Raw genomic sequence first — 19,372 nt, 5'->3', positions numbered from 1 at the left:
GATTACCTATATATGCGCTAAAGATGAATAAACTCTACAGATACAATACATGGCCGACACATCTTCCTGAACGGATAACATTCCCTGATAAAAAGACACTCAGTAATGACAAAAGTATCGCCTCTACAATCTCATCTCTGGCTTTCCGGAATCAGGTGGCTGGCACTGTTGGTGATAACATCCGCAATCTCGATTTATCTGGATTACAGCTCTGTTCCGGCGGCTTATCTGTTGGGTGCGCTGATTTGTGCCATTACGTTTGCAGTTCTTAACCAATCAGTTAAATTACCCAAACCCTGCCTGACGCTGGGGCAAGGAATCATCGGTGTCATGATAGCCAGTTCTATCCCGGTAATGACACTGAATAATATTACGGATCACTGGACACTGTTTACGCTGGGCATCGGTTCAGTACAACTGCTGAGCAATGGGCTTGGCCTGCTGCTCACCAGAAGCAATGTACTACCCGGCTCCACCGCCATCTGGGGAACCAGCCCCGGGGCCGCGACGGCTATGACCATTATGGCTGAAAGCTTTGATGCTGATGTCAGATTAGTGGCACTGATGCAATATCTGCGCGTAGTGATCGTCACGGTGACCGCTGTACTGGTCACCCATTTCTGGGCGAATGATCTGACGACAGCCCCACAACCGGCACTGGCTGATTTTTCCTGGCAGATAACCAGCCGGACCGATTTTTTGCAGACCCTAGCGCTGATGGCAGTCAGTATCATCGTGGCACGCATCACCCGTCTGCCAGCCGGTCCTTTGCTGATCACCCTGGCTGTGGGACTGGTCGCCAGTGCGACACAGGTGGTACACCTGACTTTACCCCAGCCTTTATTGCTTCTCTCTTACACCATTATTGGCTGGAACATCGGGTTTCGCTTTGACCGTTCAATCCTCGCTTATGCACTCAAAATCCTGCCGAGCATCCTGCTATCCATCGTCTTGCTGATCGGGGGCTGTGCTCTGATGTCACAAGTGCTGGTCATCACCATGGGTATTGACCCACTCACCGCTTATCTGGCTATGAGCCCAGGTGGTGCGGATTCTGTTGCCATTATTGCAGCATCAGGACAAGCTGATATATCATTTGTCATGATGATGCAGACAGCCCGGTTGATTCTGGTACTTATCTGCGGTCCGGCAATAGCCCGCTGGCTGGCTATTCGTCAGCTACGGTCCGAGAAGGTAGCCCATTAATGTTCTCAGCCACTCACTTTTCAGATCAGCCAGGAGTTGACATGTTAGAGATAAAGCAACTGACCGACGATTTTGCCGTCTCTCCCCAAATTTCACCAGGAGATGTACATAAAATCGCGGAGCTGGGTTTTAAGACGATCATAAATAACCGTCCCGATAATGAAGAACCCTTTCAACCTTTCAATCTGGACATAGAAAATCAGGCCAATGAACTGGGGCTCACCTATATTCATCAGCCGGTAGGTCACTTAACAGCTGAAGATGCCGCCCAGTTCGGAGAAATATTAAAACAGGCCCCCCGTCCTCTTCTCGCTTTTTGCCGTTCCGGCACACGATGTTCCATCTTATGGGTGGTGGGCAGCGACGATCTGACCTCAATGGAAAACCGTATCGCACGGGCCCGGGATTGTGGGTATTCTCTGGGCTGATCCGGCAAATACGATTGAAAGTGTCCGGGTGCTCAACCTTTCAGCAGATCGCCATCAATCGGGTAGAACCGGGTCGCAGCGTCAATCAGAGACTGAGCGGAAAGGTCTTCGACGCCGTACACCTCAACATCCTTATGATATTTATTCCGGATACGTTGTGCCAGCAGGTCAAAATCACCGTCTCCGGACACCAGTACAATCACGTCCGCATCCATTGCCAGCTCTATCGCATCCAGCGTAATGCCGACATCCCAGTCGCCTTTTGCTGAACCATCCAAACGCTGAATAAACGGCTTTAGTTTTACCTCAAAGCCAATACCCCGCAGAATATGGTGGAACTGGCGTTGCTTTTCCTGTCGGCTGGCTATCGCGTAGGCATTCGCCTGAATGACCCGCCGGTCCTGAGTCACACGACGCCAGAAGACATTGTAATCAAAATGGGCATGGAACCTTTCACGTGTGGTGTAGTAGACATTCTGCACATCCACCAAAATTGCAACTGACTGCATATTTATTACTCTTTAGTGCGAAAGCCACTAGCTTGCGCGATAGAATGAGCGTGTCAAGTCATACACCGATACAAAATATATTGATGGTGGCACCTCAATACCAACCGGATAAAATAACTCTGTTGTAGAATAGTGCTATTCTTCATATCAGGCAACTATGTGAATTGGAAGCGAATAAATGTCTTTACAAGAGAATCTCCCCAGACTGATTTTAATCCTGATTTCCTTTGGAATCGTCATCGTCACCACCAATTTTTTAACTCAGAGATTCATTTTTCCGGACAGACCGAAACGGTGGCGTTAGCTAATGCGGTAAAAAAGACCCAGGAAAGAGAAATGGTTTTTTCCGCATTCTTTACCCGCTCAGAAAACACGATTACCTCTATCAGGGAAAGCGACAGCTTTAATCAATTCCTGACCGGTTCTTCATCCTCCAGACAATCTCTGGAAGAGCTCGCCCTAGCTATGGCAAAAAGTCAGAACGACATCATGAAAATCAGATACATTGATGAGTCTGGCATGGAAGTAGTCCGAATTGAACGTGATCGACTAGATGAGCCTGCAACAGTGGTAGCCCAATCACAGCTACAGGATATAGCTCACCGCTATTTTTATTATGAATCCATCGGCCGTCCGGCAGATAAAGTGTGGTTTTCCGATCTTGACCTGAATATGGAGCACGGAAAAGTCGAGGTGCCATACAAGCCCACCCTACGGGCCATTATGCCTTTAGCTGACCAACAGGCATTTAAAGGTATTTTAATCATCAACTATTTTATGCAGCCCTTATTCGACAACCTTACCAATGCCCCTCTGTATAACGTGATCCTGGCTGACGAAGATGGTGAAGTTCTGATGCATTATGACCCGGACAGGAACTGGAGCCGTTATACGGGCCGGCCTGGGCTATCTTCTGACCTACCTGACACGGATATGGTGTTGCAACACGACACTTATGGAACTTCGACCTTCTTTTCCAGGCAGTTGCACTTACCCTTAAGTCAGAAATTAGTGTTAATACTATCCTTGAACAGTAAATACCTTGCTTTTCAGGAAGCTCATATAAAACAAAACCTGAAATACAGCTCGGGGATTACTCTGTTTATTACCACGATATTCGGGCTGATTTTCGCGGGTCTCCTGAATAAGTTTTTTGTCGCCTACGCCAGTCAGGGTAAACATATCAATGAGCTGAAAAGCCTGAACAGACGTATACAAAACCTATTACAGAAAAACAGGGTTTACATGGAGATGGCCAGCGATGGTATTCATGTACTTGATCAGCAAGGAAACGTCGTCGCCCTTAGCCATTCATTTGCCACTATGCTGGGGTATACCGAACAAGAAGCCTATCAACTTAATGTGCGTGACTGGGAAGCCGAGATACCACCAGAACAGATAACAAAAAACATATCGTCCTTCACCGACAAGCCCAAAAGATTTGAAACCAAACACCGACGCAAAGATGGCTCCATTATTGAGGTAGAAATCAACAGTAAATGGATAACCACCGACGATGGTATTTTCTTCTATGCCTCATCGCGTGATATTACCGAACGCAAGAAAATGGAAAAAGAATTGCGTAAACTGGCTACGACAGACTTTCTGACACAACTCCCCACCCGGAGAGCGTTTTTCGATCAACTCTCCATTGAGCTGGAACGCTCTCATCGTAAAAAGAATCACCCAGTCGCCATCATTATGCTCGATCTGGATCACTTTAAATCTATCAATGACACATACGGGCACCGAACCGGAGACGATGTTCTCAAACAAGTCGCCAACATACTCCATGATGAGGTACGTAAGGTCGATGTTGCAGGCAGATTAGGCGGCGAAGAATTCGGGCTAATTCTGACGGGTACCGATGAAGAGATGGCCATTCACTTCACTAATCGGATACGAACCCGGATCGCTGCAGCTTCACTGCGAGTAGGTGACAATATTATCACCTATACTATCAGTATTGGTATCACCGAAATACGTAAAGACGATTCAGACATAGACGCCATCCTCGAGCGAGCAGACCGGGCTCTTTATCAGGCGAAAACGCTTGGCCGGAATCGGGTAGAAATCTATAGGGAAGAACAAGCTGTATAGGTTAACTATGACAAAATATCAAAAGACAGAATTTAACAATGCGGCACACTCTCTGACAGAGCGACTGAAAGAGCTGCATAACAGCATTCTCGAACGTATGCCCGGAGTATGCCGTGTTGCCTGTGCTCTCTATGACCCGGATACTGACCTGCTAAAAACATTTATCAACAGCACTCACACTGGCCATGCCATTGCCGGCTATCAGTATCCCCTGAGCAAGAGCTACGAACTCAGCCAGTTAAAAGAGCAAAGGACTAGCCGCATCATCGACAATATTCAACAGGAGATCCCGACAGGTACTGCGCACTCAAATTGGTTATTAGAACAGGGATACAGCTCTTCCTTTACGATACCTATGCTTGCAGGTAGTCAGTTTATTGGCTTTATCTTCATCGACAGCGACGAGAAAAACTATTTCAGAGATCATATTCAACGGGATCTCATACTGTTTGCCAAGATGATTACCCTGACCATTTCTACCGAGATCTCGGCTGTCCACTCTCTGTTAGCCACAGCCAAAGCAGCCAAAGAATATGCGCATCTCAGAGACTTTGAAACCGGCATGCATCTAAATCGTATGGCGCAATTTTCCCGCCTGATTGCCAGAACGATAGCGGATCAGTATCAGTTTTCCGATGAAACGATTGAACATATTTATCTGTTTACTCCGCTCCATGACATCGGAAAAATCGGTATTCCAGACCGTATCTTGCTGAAGAAAGGCCGGCTTGATGCAGAAGAATATAACTTAATGAAAGAACACGTGAATAAAGGCGTACACATTATATCTCAGGTACTGGAAGACTATCAGTTATCCCACCTGAGTGATTCTAAGGTAATGCTCAATATCGTGGCTTATCACCATGAGTTTCTTGATGGCAGTGGCTATCCGCATGGCCTGACCGGGGATAAAATTCCGATCGAAGCCAAGATTACTACGGTAGCGGACATTTTTGACGCCCTGACCAGCAAGCGACCATATAAAAACCCTTGGTCAATAGATGATGCTTTTGCCGAGCTAACCGCAATGGCGCGTGCCGGAAAGCTCGATCGGGACTGTGTTGAAGCGCTGATTACAAATCGTGAAGAAGTAACTTATATCGTCACTGAACTCAGAGACAAAGACGAGTCATGAAAAAGGGAAACCATCAGCCGCTTATGATACGTAAACCACGCTATACGGCAAATAGCGAAGCAAGCAGTTGATCGGTCATTCTGCAAAGCAGCCCTTTTTCCGGCTTGGTATGAGCAAAAGAGCGCAGACCATAAATACTCATCACCAGATAATCCGCCAGAAAATCACAGTCGACATCCGGACTGATTTCTCCTGTGCCCTGTGCTTCTTCCAGTTTCGTCTGTAAGCCTAGCTTCCAGGTCTGAAGCATCTCCCGGATCACCTGCTCGACATCTTCATCCTGCTGTGACATTTCATTGAGCGCTTTTTGTAGCAGACAATCCTTGATCTCGTTGCATTCACACTCATCGACAATCATCAGAAGATAACTTCTCAGGCCTGCCATCACCGTTGGCTGAGCAGCAAAAATCGCTGTAAATTCAGCCGCCCTTTCCTCAGCGTAATGGTCAAGAGCCGCCAGCAGTAACCCACGTTTATTCTCGAACGCACAGTAAATAGACCCCGGATGCAATCCGGTCGCCTTTTTTAGATCCTGCATGCTGGTTTTATTGAACCCTTTCGACATAAATTCATACATCGCAGAGCGGAGGACCTGCTTTCTGTCAAATTCTGCTACACGCACACTATTTCTCTTCGCCGATGTCTTGTCTGCTTAATCAGGTTGTCATTTTACTCTGAAAAGCAGAACCTGACAAAGCCATATTTGAACGTTCGTTCAAAAAACATCTTGAATGATCGTTCAAATATGTTTTAGCATAGTACTACGCTGAAAAATCAGAACTCATTCTCACCATCAGGACACAGTGATGACAGATATATTGTTTCAACCATACAAACTGAATGACCAGATCACCTTAAACAACCGCATTGTAATGGCCCCTCTCACTCGCTGCATGGCTGGTGAAGGGCTGGTCGCAACAGATGACATGGCAGCCTATTACGCTCGCCGAGCTGACGCTGGTTTAATTATTTCGGAAGCGACTATTATTCGTGCAGACGGCCAGGGCTACCCAAATACTCCCGGACTGTTTACTCAGCAGCAAGTTGAAAGCTGGAAAAAAGTCACCTCCGCCGTGCATGAGAAAGGCGGCAAAATATTTGCTCAGTTATGGCATACCGGACGAGTTGCCCACCCTCATTTTTTTGATGGTGACCACGTACTAGCGCCTTCTGCTGTGGCTTTTGAAGGCTCGGTACCTCGCATGCGTGAGTTGATATACACCATACCTAAAGCGGCCACCACAGAAGAAATAAAACAGCTGATCGAAGATTATGCTGCCGCAGCCGAAAACGCGATTGCTGCCGGATTTGACGGCGTTGAGGTCCATGGCGCTAACGGTTACCTGCTCGATCAGTTCCTGCACTATGACACCAACCAGCGGAAAGACGACTATGGACAGACTCCGGACAATATGGCCCGCTTTCCGCTGGCAGTGGTTGATGCCATCGTTGAGCGTATTGGCGGCTATCGTACCGGCCTGCGCTTGTCCCCGGGCGCTTATGCTCACATGAGCCCGGATCCGCGGGATCGTGCCGTGTTCGATTATCTGCTGGCAGAGCTGGAAAAACGCGAGCTGGCTTATCTGCATGAAGGTATGTTTGACGACAGCATGGAGTTTGACCACCTGGGTGGCCGGGTATCTGAATACATGCGTCAGAACTACTCAAAAACCCTGATAGCAGTTGGTGGCTACACCGCCGAAACAGGTGCTGAGGCGATGACACAGGACGCGTTTGAACTGTTGGCCGTTGGTCGCCCTTTTATTGCCAATCCGGATTATGTAGCACGGGTGCAGGAAGGACAGGCGCTGACCGATTATGACCCAGGCATGCTTGAGCAACTTATTTAATTTAACATGGATATTATCATGACTCACCCTATCATTACTGATCTGAAAAGCCGCTATACGACAAAACGATACGACACCTCGAAGCGAGTGTCTCAGGAAGATCTGGCGGTTGTGACTGAGGCCATGCGCCTTTCTGCCTCTTCGATCAACTCCCAGCCATGGAAATTTATTGTGCTTGAGAGCAACGAAGCAAAGACACGCGCTGGAAGCGTCCCACATTATCCTGTTTGCGCATAACCCGGCCTATAACCGGGACGATTATGAGAAAGTGATCGATTCCGATGCAATTAGCCAGGTATTTAAAGAAGAGCTGGATGGCTATACCTGCGACGTGGCACTGGCTATTGGTTACCGTGATACCGCAGAATATTATAACGCCGACCTGCCGAAATCTCGCCTGGCAGCCAAAGATATCGTTCAGGTACTGTAACAGCGGCAAAAATTCTAACGAAAAAGAAATACAAAATCAGGCAAATTATAAAGAGGACCGGACATACGGCATTTAACCCGGTCTTCTATAATAACAAAACTCGCTGCTAACCAAAATTCGCTACTAACAAAGGAAGCTCACAATGCAATTAGATTTTTCATACTACAACCCAACAAAAATCCATTTCGGTAAAGATTCGCTGGCTAAGCTGAAAGACGAGCTGTCAGATTACGGCGATACTGTCATGCTGACTTACGGCAGAAATGCAATTAAATCAAACGGTTTGTATGATCAGGTTATCTCTATTCTTAATAAAGCTGGGAAAAAAGTCGTTGAATTATCCGGTGTTATGCCTAACCCGACCTATGAAAAACTGATGGAAGGTGCCAAGCTGGTTCGTGATAACGATGTCAGCCTGATCCTTGCTGTGGGTGGCGGTTCTGTTATTGACTGCGCAAAAGGTATTTCGGTATCGGCATACTGTGAAGAAGACCCGTTCCAGAAATACTGGGTAGAGTTCCAGGATGTGGCGAACAAAATTGTTCCGGTTGCTTCTATCTTAACCATGGTTGGAACGGGTTCTGAAATGAACGGCGGTTCTGTTATCACGCACGATGAAATGAAATATAAAGCAGGCCGTGTATTTCCTGTCGATGTCTATCCAAAGTTCTCCATTCTGAACCCTGAATACACATTCACTGTCTCTCAGTATCAGATGGTCAGCGGTGTATTTGACACCATGTCTCACCTGATGGAGCAATATTTCTCCGATGAAGGCGTGAATACCAGTGATTACCTGATTGAAAGTCTGCTGAAGTCTTCCATTGCCAATGTTCGTGTGGCACTGAACGATCCTAAAGATTACGAAGCCAGAAGTAACATTATGTGGAATGCGACTCTGGCTCTTAACACACTAACCGGCTTGTCCAAAACTCAGGACTGGCAGGTACACATGATTGAACACCAGTTAGGCGCTTACACTGACTGTGCTCATGGTATGGGTCTGGCGGCCGTTTCACTGCCATACTACCGCCATATCTATTCAAACGGCATCGATAAGTTTGTCCGTTTTGCCACTGAAATCTGGGGTGTTTCTCCTGAAGGCAAAACGAAAGATGAAATTGCGCTGGAAGGTCTGGATGCACTGGAGCAGTTCACTAAAGAGTGCGGTATTGTTACCTCTCTTGAAGAACTGGGCGCGACCAAAGATATGCTGCCGAAAATTGCTGAATCTACCATTATTCTTGGCGGCGGATATAAAAAACTGACCACAGAAGAAGTACAGGGTATTCTGGAAGAGTGCTTCTAATCAAAGCTTCTGGCTTTTGACACAACAAAAATGTGGCGAAACCGAGAGGTTTCGCCACATAATCAGTGACAGACTGTCATGAGATAAAGAGAGTTATACTGTCTTAGTCATCACACACTGCGCCTATAAAATATTTATAGTGCAGCTCAGCCAACCTCGCATACGTTTTCAGTTCATCCTCAAGAGCATCATTGCATACTTTTCTATCCACATCAGCCAACAAGTAACGTTCTGTCGTTTGTTCATAAGTGTTAACAGCGATCCGGTGTCTTTCCTGAGCTTCATGAATCTGCCGCATAAAATTTTTATTAAAGGAATTGAACATATCCCTGGCTCCTAACAGGTCCGATCTCTCTAACTATGGAACATAATTCCTGATTAGGCAAACCATAGGGATGACTCTTCTACCCACTTCAGGAAGAATAATTACGTCATTAGCAGATTGGTATTCTTACCTCACTTTGCTTGCTTATTGATACAAATCATACATTCTTGCTGCCAATTGTTTAGTCTGATGTTATTCAATATAAACAGGACCTATTCATCGGTAATCGACATGGCAACCTTACGCACCAGTCATTCCCACCCACTTCAGATAGCGGAAGTGCAGGCCAGTCCGGCACATGGCCGGATTGGGATCACTTTTTGTCCGGGAAAACACGACCGATTAGCCGCGACCGGGGCCTGGTCCAGAGACCTAGGCATGGATCTGGATACAATCAAAAACTGGGGAGCTCAACTGGTTTTGACCTTAGTAGAACCATCAGAATTAATAGAGCTTAAAGTTCCACAACTGGGAGAAGAGGTCCAGCGTCGTGGAATGAAATGGCGACACTTGCCAATTGCAGACTATTCCGTTCCTACTGAAACGTTTGAGAGGGAGTGGATCACCCAAGGACATGAAATTCGTCATTTATTATCCAGCGGAAAACACGTGTTGATTCACTGTAAAGGTGGGCTGGGGCGTGCGGGGATGATTACCGCGCGGCTTTTGGTTGAGCTGGGCATGGAACCTATAGATGCCATCAGACTGGTACGGCGGGAACGAAAAGGGGCAATTGAAACCTACGCCCAACTTTCTCTTGTGCGTAAAACTAAGGCGATTAGAGAGGATATTCAGAAGTGAGCCTGAACCCGACACCACTCGACAGCAGCCTATTATTAAGAGTACGAGGTCAGCTTGGCAGCAATCCGGCTGGTATTTTCAGAGACAGCGACGGACAGGACTACTATATTAAGACTCTGGAATCTCCCATGCATGCCCGGAACGAATGGCTGGCTGCTAAACTATACCAACTCACTGGTGCCCCTACCCTCAGTTATATACCCTGTAAAGATCCCTGCCAGATAGCAACCCGGTGGGTAGAGTTAGACAAAAAACACATTTCTCATTTCAATGAAAGCGAAAGAAAACAGGCCCAGCATTGGTTTGCCGTACACGCCTGGACCGCTAACTGGGACGCAGCCGGGTTTGATGGCGATAATCAGGGAGTCAGCAAGAAAGTAGTACTCACCTTAGACGTTGGTGGCGCTTTATCCTACCGTGCCTGCGGCGATCCAAAAGGCAGAGCATTCGGGACCCATGTAGGCGAGCTTGATGTACTGCGCACAAACAAGGATAACCCCCATGCTTTAACCCTGTTTTCAGACATGAGCGCTGGCGATCTTTCTCAGGCAATCCAGGTCGTTACCGACATTCCGGATGACAAGATCTGCGCGGTAATACTCAATAATGGTGGAAGCCAAAAACTGGTGGATAAGATGATTGCACGTAAACAAGACATGCTTCATCGGCTACGATATTTGGACGGAGAGAATCCAACCGCCCGTTTAAAGTTATTTGAAAAATGACTGGAGGAGCTGAAACCACACTGCAATGCAATATCGGTTAACGGTAATGTTGAGTTCTGCAGCAATGTTTTCGCTTTAATCAGCCTCTGCTGCATAACATATTGGTGAGGAGCAAGCCCTACCGACTGTTTGAACATCCGGGCGAAATGGTATTCACTCAGGCTGATTATTCCTGCCAAATCGGCAAGCTGTAAACCGGTATTCAGGTTTGCGTCTATATATTCTTTCACCCGTGCCAGCTGAAACGGAGCTAGTCCTCCTTTAACCTGTACCGGTGACCACTTGAAATGCGTGTACTGCTTCACCAGGTGAGTCAATAACAGGGAAATAGCGGAGCTCATCATCATCCGATCCGCAGAGTCTCCCCACTGACAATTCAGCAAAAACTGTCGATATATGGCCGTCACGGTCGGATCATCCACAAAAATATGTTCATCCACACTGAGCTGTGCAGGGCTTTTATCCCAGACCTTTTCAGCCACCTCCCTAAGATGGGCATCAGTGAAATAAAAATGCACAAACGACAGCGGCCCCCGGATATCCCAACTCGCCATATAATCTTTAGGCATCAGGCATAAACGGTCCGGTGCTCCGCCATTTTTCCAGCCATATGATGTTTTCAGAAAGGACTCATAACCATCTTCGACATATAGGCTCAATGTATGGTGGTCTGGCCCATCAAGAGAAAGCTGGTCATGTTGGTTAGACCATGATACCAGCCCAGTGCCATTTTCCAGCATGACTGAATCCAGTAGCCGGGCGTTATGTTGCTGGAGGTTTTGGCACATCTGATATTGTCTGGACATCGAACCACTCTTTTCTTTTTCTGACCTTTCACAGAGAACTATGACGGTTCCAGTTTATGCCTCTGCGTTTTATACGCCAAGTAAATAACCTTTACCCGGACAAAAAACCGCAAGAATATGCAAATCCAACGCTGTTATGTGCAATCTCATCAGCCCCCTTTTATGCACAATACATGTTCAAGCTCTCGGTAAGGAAATACGTTATGGTTAACACACTGCTTTATGCAATCACAGTCTTAATCTGGGGAACCACCTGGTTTGCTATCTCATTACAAACCGGTAACGTGCCCGCTATGGTCTCAGTGTTTTACCGCTTTACAATTGCCTCGGTTCTTCTGCTCGGGGTGCTGAAAATAACAGGCCGTCTCAGTAAGATCACGGCACGGGATCATCGGTTTTGTCTGCTGCAGGGCATGTGCGTTTTTTGTTTTAATTTTCTCTGTTTCTACTCGGCGAACCGCTACATTAACAGCGGGTTAGAATCGGTCCTGTTTTCCATGTCGATACTATTTAACGCTGTGAATGGCATGATATTTCTGAAACAGAAAATTACACGGCGATTTCTGATTGCCGGCACATTTGGCATTATAGGCATCGTCAGCCTGTTCTGGCAGGACTTACAGGCGAGTAATATAAGCTCACATATACTGACAGGGATAGGTCTTTCTCTATTGGGTACCTACGGGTTTTCTTTGGGCAACATTATCAGTGCCCGAAATCAGAAGCAGGGAATTGATGTGCTCTCGGCGAATGCTTACGCCATGTTCTATGGGGCTCTGACCATGATAGCCATCATTTTCGTCAGTGGGACAAGCTTTCAGATCGACACCAGCATCAGCTATCTGAGTGCCCTGGCTTATCTGGCGGTATTTGGCTCCGTCGTCGGTTTTGGCACCTACTTCACGCTGGTTGGCCGTATCGGAACGGCCTCCGCCGCCTACGCCACCGTTCTGTTTCCTCTGGTTGCCCTGGGAGTATCAACCGCGTATGAAGGATATGTATGGACGGAATCCGCGGTGCTGGGGTTAACCCTTATCCTGCTGGGTAACATCGTTATGTTCTACAAGCCGAAAACAAGTAAAGCAATGACGAAAAGAATCAGAGCCGTAGCGGAAAGATAAGCAGGAAGTTTTCTAACAGCCGATGCAGACCTGCAGATACCTGTGGTCTGCATCGGTTTGGTCTTATTCACCCTACCGGACAGATCATCCCCCTACCCTGTCTTCTTCTTCAAGACTCTGCGCTTTCTTGTTCATCAGCCGTGAGTTGATCCGCCATAACACTGGTGTGCTGAGAGTAAGCCCCACCGACGCATAAACCACATATGAGAAATCAAGCACAGCGTTTCCCCCGGCAATAACAAGCAAACTACTCAAAGCCCCCCCAAGGGTGATAGCGAAATGTCTGAGAGCCCCCTGAATACCAATTATCTTCACTCGTTCCTGAGTAGTAAGAGCGCTGACAATTTCCGTTATAAGTATCAGTGTCCGTGCTGAACTGACAATAACGAATAAGGCAAAAAATACGGCCGTGAGGTCCACATCCTCTGTATGAAAACCAATAAGCACAGAGCACACCATCGCAAGGGATAATACACCGATTAGCTTCCCGACAGAGAAACGTCCGGAACTACGCCGGGCATAGCTCTGCATAATCAAAAATGATCCGACACCACTCAACATATAACACAGGCTCAGTGTATTTTCTGGTATTGAAAGGTTAGTGATTAACATAACCGGGTACTGGGTGGACACGACAAATGTACTCAGTACTGTAACGAAAATGACAAGTGAACTGGTAAAGAGTAATTTCTTCCTTGGCGGGTATTGTCCTTCGGGTTTCTGGGTGGCATTGCTGGATAAATGGCCTGACATATCAGGCTGCCTCTGCCATAAAAACATTACGGTAATCACAGCAAGAGCCAATCCCAGTAGCTGAAATCCTAACCGCCAGTTTGCAGCCGAAGCCAGCAGAAGAATCAGGGGAACTCCCAGAGCGAGAGCTAATGGAACCGCACTTAATAATATCGCTGTATTTTTCTTTTTTGCCTCTCCTTCAGAGCATAAAAGCAGATAGTTGAGTGTAACGATGGTCGATGCACCGCCAAAAAGCCCCGCCAGAAACCGGGTTACCAGTATTAAGTAAAAGTTGCTGATAAAAGCCGTAGATAAGGTGACAGCCATCAGTCCCGACAGATAAAAAAGCACACGTCTTTTCTCCCGATACCGGTTCTGCGAACCTTTAATCACTAAACAAGTCATCGCCGCAGCCAGTGCATAAGCCGAAGTAAGATACCCAGCCATAGACGCAGATACACCAGTATCAACAGCAATTGACGCGCTAAAGGGCACCACAATTAATGTATCGAGAGCAGTAAGGAAATAAATAATGAAACAGATAATTTCTGTACAGCGGCGTTGTATATGCGCCCAAAGATATGTAAGCATAGGAATATCACTTTGTTCTGAAAGCACTTATTGTAATAAGCCACCAAGCGCAATAAAGTTCTCTCAGTGGGTTTTACCATCCTGAATTTTGGGATATTCCATGATCAATAATATTGACCAGCTATGGCTGAGAAGCTTCCACTGTGTTTATGAGTGCAACAGTTTTAAGAAAGCAGCCGATCACCTTAACCTGCCTACCTCAAATGTCAGTCGCCACGTTGCCCTGCTGGAAGAAAAACTGAGCACGCGGTTACTGGAAAGAACAACCCGCCGCATCACCCCAACACAAGCAGGCGAACAGCTTTACAAATCAACCAGCATACTATTAACCGCATTGAATGAAGCGCTGGAAGTCGTTAGCCAGAATGCTCAGACTATTGAGGGGCACCTTAAGATACTGGTCCCTGATATCCCAGTAATCTCAGACGCCATCGTATCGTTCTGCACCAGACACCCTTCTGTCTCACTGAGCTGCGAAACGAGTCTGGGCCAGAAAGAAGAACTGCTGGATGGCTTTGACCTTATTCTGCGTTTTAGTCGCGGAAAACTCGGTGATAGCGGTTGGGTCGCTCAGGAACTGTTCCGCCTGCCAAGCGTAGTGGTGGCATCCGGTGGATTTTTGAAAAAACACGGTCGCCCTTACAGGCTGGACGAACTTTCTCAGATCCCATGCATCAGTACTCAAACCGCACTAAACGCAGAGCCCTGGGTTTTTAAATCCTCCCAATATCCCATTTTTCATCAGAGTGTGAAAAGCGCATATAAAGTGGATAGTGGTCATATGGCAAGATCAGCAGCCATTGCAGGACTAGGCCTTGCCATACTGCCATTGGATTCTTGTCGTAAAGCGCTGGAAACCGGCCAGTTAGAAATAGTTGAGCTGGAAGCAGAGCCTGAAGATTTAGTCCTCCAGGCATTTTACGCCGGAAGAAAACACCTTCCCAGACGAGTTTGGTGCTTTATTGAACATCTGAAAACATACATAAAATGCCTCAGTAATTAGGGTCGTATATAAAGTAAAAATATACGTAATCAGTTGCAAGAATATGCAACCAATACTACGTTTAAAGAGCCATTATCGATTTCTATTTTCACCTACTGGAACAGGATCTGAGTCGATTACATCAATAAGAGGTTCTCGTATATGTCAGATGAGCACTTTGTATTTCTGGATGAATCCGACAATGCACCTCCTCCAGACCGTTCAGGCAACGGGCCACTCTTCAGGTCAGGGAAAATCCTGTCGGTAGATGATGACCCAAGTTACCAGCAATCAATACTCTATAGTCTGCGTGATTTTATGATAAACGGGCAGCCTGTTGAGTTACTTACCGCAAGTTCGGCAACAGAGGCCGCTTGTGTGCTTACACAACATGATGATATCGCGTTAATCTTGTTAGATGTGGTGATGGAAAAGGATGATGCGGGCCTCAGGCTGGTTGAAACCATTCGCAATATTCAGGGCAATGCGCTGATTCGTATCATTCTTCTGACCGGACAACCCGGTGTCGCCCCTCGTAAAGAGGTGATGCACAAATATGATATTAATGAATACTGGAATAAGTCCGAGATAGACTATGACACGCTAAGATCGGTCGTTGCCGCAAACTTACGCTCATGGCAATCCATGTATGAATTAGAGCAAGCCCGAATAGGCTTACAAATGGTCGTTGATGCCTCTCGTCACCTGGCCAGAAAATACGACACGGAGTCGTTTATTCAGGTCGTGATCAAAGAGATCGGTCATATCATCGGGGGTGGTGACGATCTGATCCTCTGTGTCACCCAAATAAAGCCCACCCGCTCCGAACAACAATGTAAAGACGTAAGAGTGGTTGCTGCCACCGGTATAGATGATGTGGTGTTAGGGAATGCTCTGCCCAAAAAACTGCAAGACAAGTTTGGTACGCTTTGCAGGCAGGCCATATCAGAACATAGCCATCAGTTTGAACAAAACCGTTCTGTACTCTATTTTGCCGTTGACTGTGAAGATACGCATTACTATCTGGTCATGGCAGAAGCAAAGCGAGACCTGAGTGACTATCATATCCATCTGTTACAGGTATTCAGTGAAAACATCAGTTCTGGTTTTATGCAGATAGCGTTGGTAAACCAGTTATCCCGGCTGGCTTACCAGGACTCAGAGTTACAGATAAACAACCGAAACTGGCTGCTCCGGGAGCTGGATGCGATGAATGACCTCGACATGCAGGAGTCGGAACTTCTGGTGCTGGAAATCGACCATTTTGATTCCCATGTCCTGTCTTTCGACGAGATATTTCTGCTTCAGACAGTGGCTGCTATTTATGAAAATATCTGTCAGGTATGCAGCCCTCATATAGCGGTAGCCAGAATAAGCGTTGACGGCTTTGCTGTGTTATTACACAAACGGCACAGCCAGACCGATACCGCACTGATGAACCTGACCAATCAGGCGAATGAGCTACAAGAGTGTACTATACGACATACACTGACTATCGTACGAACCGATCTCGCTCTGATGAAAAACTTACCGGCGCTGCAAATACTGCATCTGACGAAAAGCATGCTTTATTACGCTCGCCAGCAGGGAAAGGCTTATTTCACCTATCACCCCAAGTATAGGGAGCAATTACTGCACGATTATCAGACTCTTGGAGACCTGAGAGAAGCGATAGACAACCATGAATTTTATTTGGCACTTCAACCCAAAATTGACATGCGGGATGGCCACCCGATTGGGTTTGAAGCACTATTACGATGGAAAAAGCAGGGTAAAATTATCCCACCGGGCGAGTTCATTCCACTGGCAGAACAGACCGGACTGATCACCAAACTTGACCCTATCGTAGTCCAGCTAGCGATCGAGGCTATCCATGAGCTTGATCAGGCAGGGTTCCGACTGCCTATCTCTTTTAATGCCACAGTAAAAGATCTGGCCAACCCTAAGTATATTCACCTTATTCTGGATGCCATCAAGGACGGTCTGGTGAGGTCAGAGTTGGTTGATATTGAAATTACCGAAACTCAGGCAATGGAATCGTACGAGCAAATTAACCCCATTCTTGAGCGCCTGCATAAGGCTGGAGTTCATATCAGTATCGACGATTTCGGAACCGGCTATTCATCCCTATCTCATATTTCACAACTTGCCGCGGATACGATAAAAATCGATATCGCATTTGTGGCCCATCTGGATACAGATACAGCCAGTCAGCAGGTTGTCGAACTTGTCATGAGTCTGGCCTCTCAGTTTGGGTTTGACGTGGTTGCCGAAGGTGTTGAAACCGACATTCAGCGTGATGAACTGTTAAAAAGAGGATGCTACTTCGCACAGGGCTACCTCTACGCTAAACCTATGCCGGTTGATGAACTGGTTCTCTGGCTCAGACAACATTACGCGGAACGACGATGAGACGCAGTGAACATCCGTCACAAACCTTATTCCGTAGCTCTTTAATGCTTCTGTTTTCAGGGCTTGCCATCTCATTCTTAATTGCATGGCTCATATACCAGAATAACCGGGACAAACGTCTCGACAACATCTTGCTCGAGCAAGAAATGCGTCTGGCCCGTGCTCAGGTGCTGTTTAGCCGGGGAGTCGGGGATATGAAGCATGCTATCCAGCTATTGCACGAAGTGCCTTCATTATCCGCCGCTCTGGATAAAAACAGAGAAATCAACCGGGATTTAGCTGACAACCTGTTTTCCTCATTTGTACGGGGCATAGAATCGTTAATGCAGGTTCGTTGGGTTGATAGTCAGGGAATGGAGCAGGTCCGGGTGAATGTACAAAATGGCACCCCTTCTATTGTTTCCCCCGACCACTTACAGAATAAGTCCAGCCGATATTATGTACAGCAAGGTCTTAAAACCCCTGAAGGCGTAGTATATCTTTCAAGCCTGGATCTTAACATTGAACGCGGACAAGTGGAGATACCTTACCGCCCGACGGCTCGTGTGCTACTAAAAACCGGAACAAAGAAGCAGCTACATCCAGGCTTGTTGATACTCAATTACGATATAGGCCATTTATTGAATTCCATTCGTTCTTTAGACTCTGAATTCGTGCAAATACAAATCGTTGACAGCCATGGCTACTGGATTCTGCACCCGGAAGTGCAATTGGAATGGGGACACAGCCTGAAAATGCCTCAGAACAACATGCAAACACTCCACCCCGAACTGTGGCAACAAATCCAGAAAAAAGAAATCGCCAAGGGAAGTGAAGTTAAATTCGGCCTGGTCAGCTACAAATGTATGGACATGGTTAACCAGGCCGTTCCGAATACCCAAAATGCTCAGGATACAGAGATCTGTTTTATTGCCATGACACCAACACCGGTTGTAGATCAACAGAAGCGGCTGGCAGCCTGGCCGGGGCTTCTCTCCGGTTTTGTCATTTTCCTCTTTGGGTTATGGGTCCTTAACCGGGAAAGGCTGGCCGGAATGGAACTGATTACCCTTAACGAAGAACTGGCGTTAGATAAGCAACTATTGGAAGAGTCGGCTGAATATACACAAAACCTCCTGAAGCAGCAGCAGCTCATGCAGAACGATCTGGTTGAGTCTCGAAAACTGTCCGCATTGGGGATGATGGTTGCCGGTGTCGCGCATGAACTTAACACACCGTTAGGCGCTGCGATAATGGCTGCATCAAAGCAGCGTATCGAACATAACCGACTTGCCGAGTCATTCAGAACAGGGTTAACAAAAAGCGCATTAGAGCGCTTTATAGAGGAGAATAAGCAAGGCTTAGACCTGGTTGAAGACAATCAACAACGTGCAGCGGAACTGGTCCGCAGCTTCAAGCGATTGGCTATCGACCGGGCCAAAGAAGACATCGTGTCATTTAGTCTGAGTCAGGTGATCAACGATCTTATCAAAACCCTGCACCACCGATTAAAAGTAGCAAGGGTGACCACAAACCTGGACATCACTGACATCCAAATGTCTGGTACACCGGGTATCATTTCTCAGGTGCTGCAAAATCTTATTATGAATGCCATCCACCATGCCTTTGAACCGGAAATCGGTGGAAAACTGCGCATTAGTGCAGAACAACATGACCAGACGATCATCCTCAAGGTGTCCGATAATGGCAGAGGCATTGATCCTCAAATTTTACCTAATCTGTTTGACCCTTTCGTCACCAGTAAACGCACTCAGGGTAATACTGGTTTAGGTATGCATTTTGTGCATCAGTGGGTCACTGCTTCTCTCAAAGGTACAATAACGGTTCAGACCACTTCTGAAAAAGGCACTACCTTTATAATAAGGCTACCCCAGACACTCGAATTACATTTACCGGAAGATTAGGGC

17 protein-coding genes and 1 pseudogene are annotated in these 19,372 nt (G+C 46.8%); 13 read left to right on the top strand and 5 right to left on the bottom strand.

Features of this window, described 5'->3' with window-relative positions; all coding sequences use genetic code 11:
* Positions 1 to 105: 105 nt before the first annotated feature.
* Positions 106 to 1,206, top strand: coding sequence for an AbrB family transcriptional regulator (locus DI392_RS06450; protein ID WP_109319090.1), 1,101 nt, complete (start codon positions 106 to 108; stop codon positions 1,204 to 1,206).
* A 41-nt stretch (positions 1,207 to 1,247) separates the two neighbouring features.
* Entirely contained in the window at positions 1,248 to 1,634 is a 387-nt protein-coding gene (locus DI392_RS06445) for a protein tyrosine phosphatase family protein (protein WP_181388373.1), read from the top strand.
* Positions 1,635 to 1,666: 32 nt separating this feature from the next.
* On the opposite strand, the gene DI392_RS06440 is transcribed toward DI392_RS06445, so the two are convergent.
* Positions 1,667 to 2,143 (bottom strand): LabA-like NYN domain-containing protein, encoded by a 477-nt coding sequence (locus DI392_RS06440; RefSeq protein WP_109319088.1) that lies wholly within the window; start codon positions 2,141 to 2,143, stop codon positions 1,667 to 1,669.
* Positions 2,144 to 2,302: 159 nt separating this feature from the next.
* On the opposite strand from DI392_RS06440, the gene DI392_RS06435 reads away from it, so the two are divergent.
* Positions 2,303 to 4,243 (top strand): sensor domain-containing diguanylate cyclase, encoded by a 1,941-nt coding sequence (locus DI392_RS06435; RefSeq protein ID WP_146194523.1) that lies wholly within the window; start codon positions 2,303 to 2,305, stop codon positions 4,241 to 4,243.
* A 7-nt stretch (positions 4,244 to 4,250) separates the two neighbouring features.
* On the top strand, positions 4,251 to 5,378 hold the full coding sequence (locus DI392_RS06430) for an HD-GYP domain-containing protein (protein ID WP_109319086.1): 1,128 nt from the start codon (positions 4,251 to 4,253) through the stop codon (positions 5,376 to 5,378).
* A 40-nt stretch (positions 5,379 to 5,418) separates the two neighbouring features.
* Here DI392_RS06430 and DI392_RS06425 read toward each other — a convergent pair whose 3' ends face one another.
* Complete coding sequence (locus tag DI392_RS06425) at positions 5,419 to 6,000, bottom strand: TetR/AcrR family transcriptional regulator (RefSeq protein ID WP_181388372.1); 582 nt, start codon at positions 5,998 to 6,000, stop codon at positions 5,419 to 5,421.
* Positions 6,001 to 6,184: 184 nt separating this feature from the next.
* Here DI392_RS06425 and DI392_RS06420 point away from each other — a divergent pair, with 184 nt between their 5' ends.
* From DI392_RS06420 to DI392_RS06410, 3 genes and pseudogenes are all read left to right on the top strand, one after another.
* Entirely contained in the window at positions 6,185 to 7,228 is a 1,044-nt protein-coding gene (locus DI392_RS06420) for an alkene reductase (protein ID WP_109319085.1), read from the top strand.
* 18 nt (positions 7,229 to 7,246) lie between these two features.
* Positions 7,247 to 7,658: pseudogene (locus tag DI392_RS06415) on the top strand (nitroreductase family protein).
* 142 nt (positions 7,659 to 7,800) lie between these two features.
* Entirely contained in the window at positions 7,801 to 8,967 is a 1,167-nt protein-coding gene (locus DI392_RS06410; RefSeq protein WP_109319084.1) for an iron-containing alcohol dehydrogenase, read from the top strand.
* A 103-nt stretch (positions 8,968 to 9,070) separates the two neighbouring features.
* Here the strand turns inward: DI392_RS06410 and DI392_RS06405 are convergent, their stop codons facing one another.
* Positions 9,071 to 9,292 carry a hypothetical protein gene (locus tag DI392_RS06405; RefSeq protein WP_109319083.1) on the bottom strand — a complete coding sequence of 74 codons (222 nt, stop codon included), beginning with the start codon at positions 9,290 to 9,292 and terminating at the stop codon, positions 9,071 to 9,073.
* A gap of 231 nt (positions 9,293 to 9,523) precedes the next feature.
* On the opposite strand from DI392_RS06405, the gene DI392_RS06400 reads away from it, so the two are divergent.
* Positions 9,524 to 10,093, top strand: coding sequence for a cyclin-dependent kinase inhibitor 3 family protein (locus tag DI392_RS06400; RefSeq protein WP_109319082.1), 570 nt, complete (start codon positions 9,524 to 9,526; stop codon positions 10,091 to 10,093).
* Positions 10,090 to 10,818, top strand: coding sequence for a hypothetical protein (locus tag DI392_RS06395; protein WP_109319081.1), 729 nt, complete (start codon positions 10,090 to 10,092; stop codon positions 10,816 to 10,818). Before DI392_RS06400 ends, DI392_RS06395 begins: the two co-directional genes overlap by 4 nt.
* Here DI392_RS06395 and DI392_RS06390 read toward each other — a convergent pair.
* A complete protein-coding gene (locus DI392_RS06390; RefSeq protein WP_109319080.1) occupies positions 10,755 to 11,624 on the bottom strand; it encodes an AraC family transcriptional regulator in 870 nt (289 codons plus the stop codon). The two genes, DI392_RS06395 and DI392_RS06390, sit on opposite strands and share 64 nt — an antisense overlap.
* A gap of 203 nt (positions 11,625 to 11,827) precedes the next feature.
* Between DI392_RS06390 and DI392_RS06385 the strand changes: the two genes are divergently transcribed.
* Complete coding sequence (locus DI392_RS06385; RefSeq protein ID WP_109319079.1) at positions 11,828 to 12,745, top strand: DMT family transporter; 918 nt, start codon at positions 11,828 to 11,830, stop codon at positions 12,743 to 12,745.
* Positions 12,746 to 12,829: 84 nt separating this feature from the next.
* On the opposite strand, the gene DI392_RS06380 is transcribed toward DI392_RS06385, so the two are convergent.
* A complete protein-coding gene (locus DI392_RS06380; RefSeq protein ID WP_109319078.1) occupies positions 12,830 to 14,071 on the bottom strand; it encodes an MFS transporter in 1,242 nt (413 codons plus the stop codon).
* Between the two features lie 100 nt (positions 14,072 to 14,171).
* Here DI392_RS06380 and DI392_RS06375 point away from each other — a divergent pair, with 100 nt between their 5' ends.
* The 3 genes from DI392_RS06375 to DI392_RS06365 all read left to right on the top strand — a co-directional run bounded on the left by DI392_RS06375 (position 14,172) and on the right by DI392_RS06365 (position 19,369).
* Positions 14,172 to 15,074 (top strand): LysR family transcriptional regulator, encoded by a 903-nt coding sequence (locus tag DI392_RS06375; RefSeq protein WP_109319077.1) that lies wholly within the window; start codon positions 14,172 to 14,174, stop codon positions 15,072 to 15,074.
* A 141-nt stretch (positions 15,075 to 15,215) separates the two neighbouring features.
* On the top strand, positions 15,216 to 17,465 hold the full coding sequence (locus tag DI392_RS06370) for an EAL domain-containing response regulator (RefSeq protein WP_109319076.1): 2,250 nt from the start codon (positions 15,216 to 15,218) through the stop codon (positions 17,463 to 17,465).
* A complete protein-coding gene (locus tag DI392_RS06365) occupies positions 17,462 to 19,369 on the top strand; it encodes a sensor histidine kinase (protein WP_109319075.1) in 1,908 nt (635 codons plus the stop codon). The genes DI392_RS06370 and DI392_RS06365 overlap by 4 nt, the downstream gene beginning before the upstream one ends.
* The last annotated feature ends 3 nt before the right edge of the window (positions 19,370 to 19,372 follow it).

The sequence above is a fragment of the Vibrio albus genome, assembly GCF_003144035.1.
In the GTDB taxonomy this organism is placed as follows: Bacteria; Pseudomonadota; Gammaproteobacteria; order Enterobacterales; family Vibrionaceae; genus Vibrio; species Vibrio albus.
The sequence above is the reverse complement of the archived record's forward strand: the minus strand, read 5'-3'. Positions and strand labels throughout refer to the sequence as shown.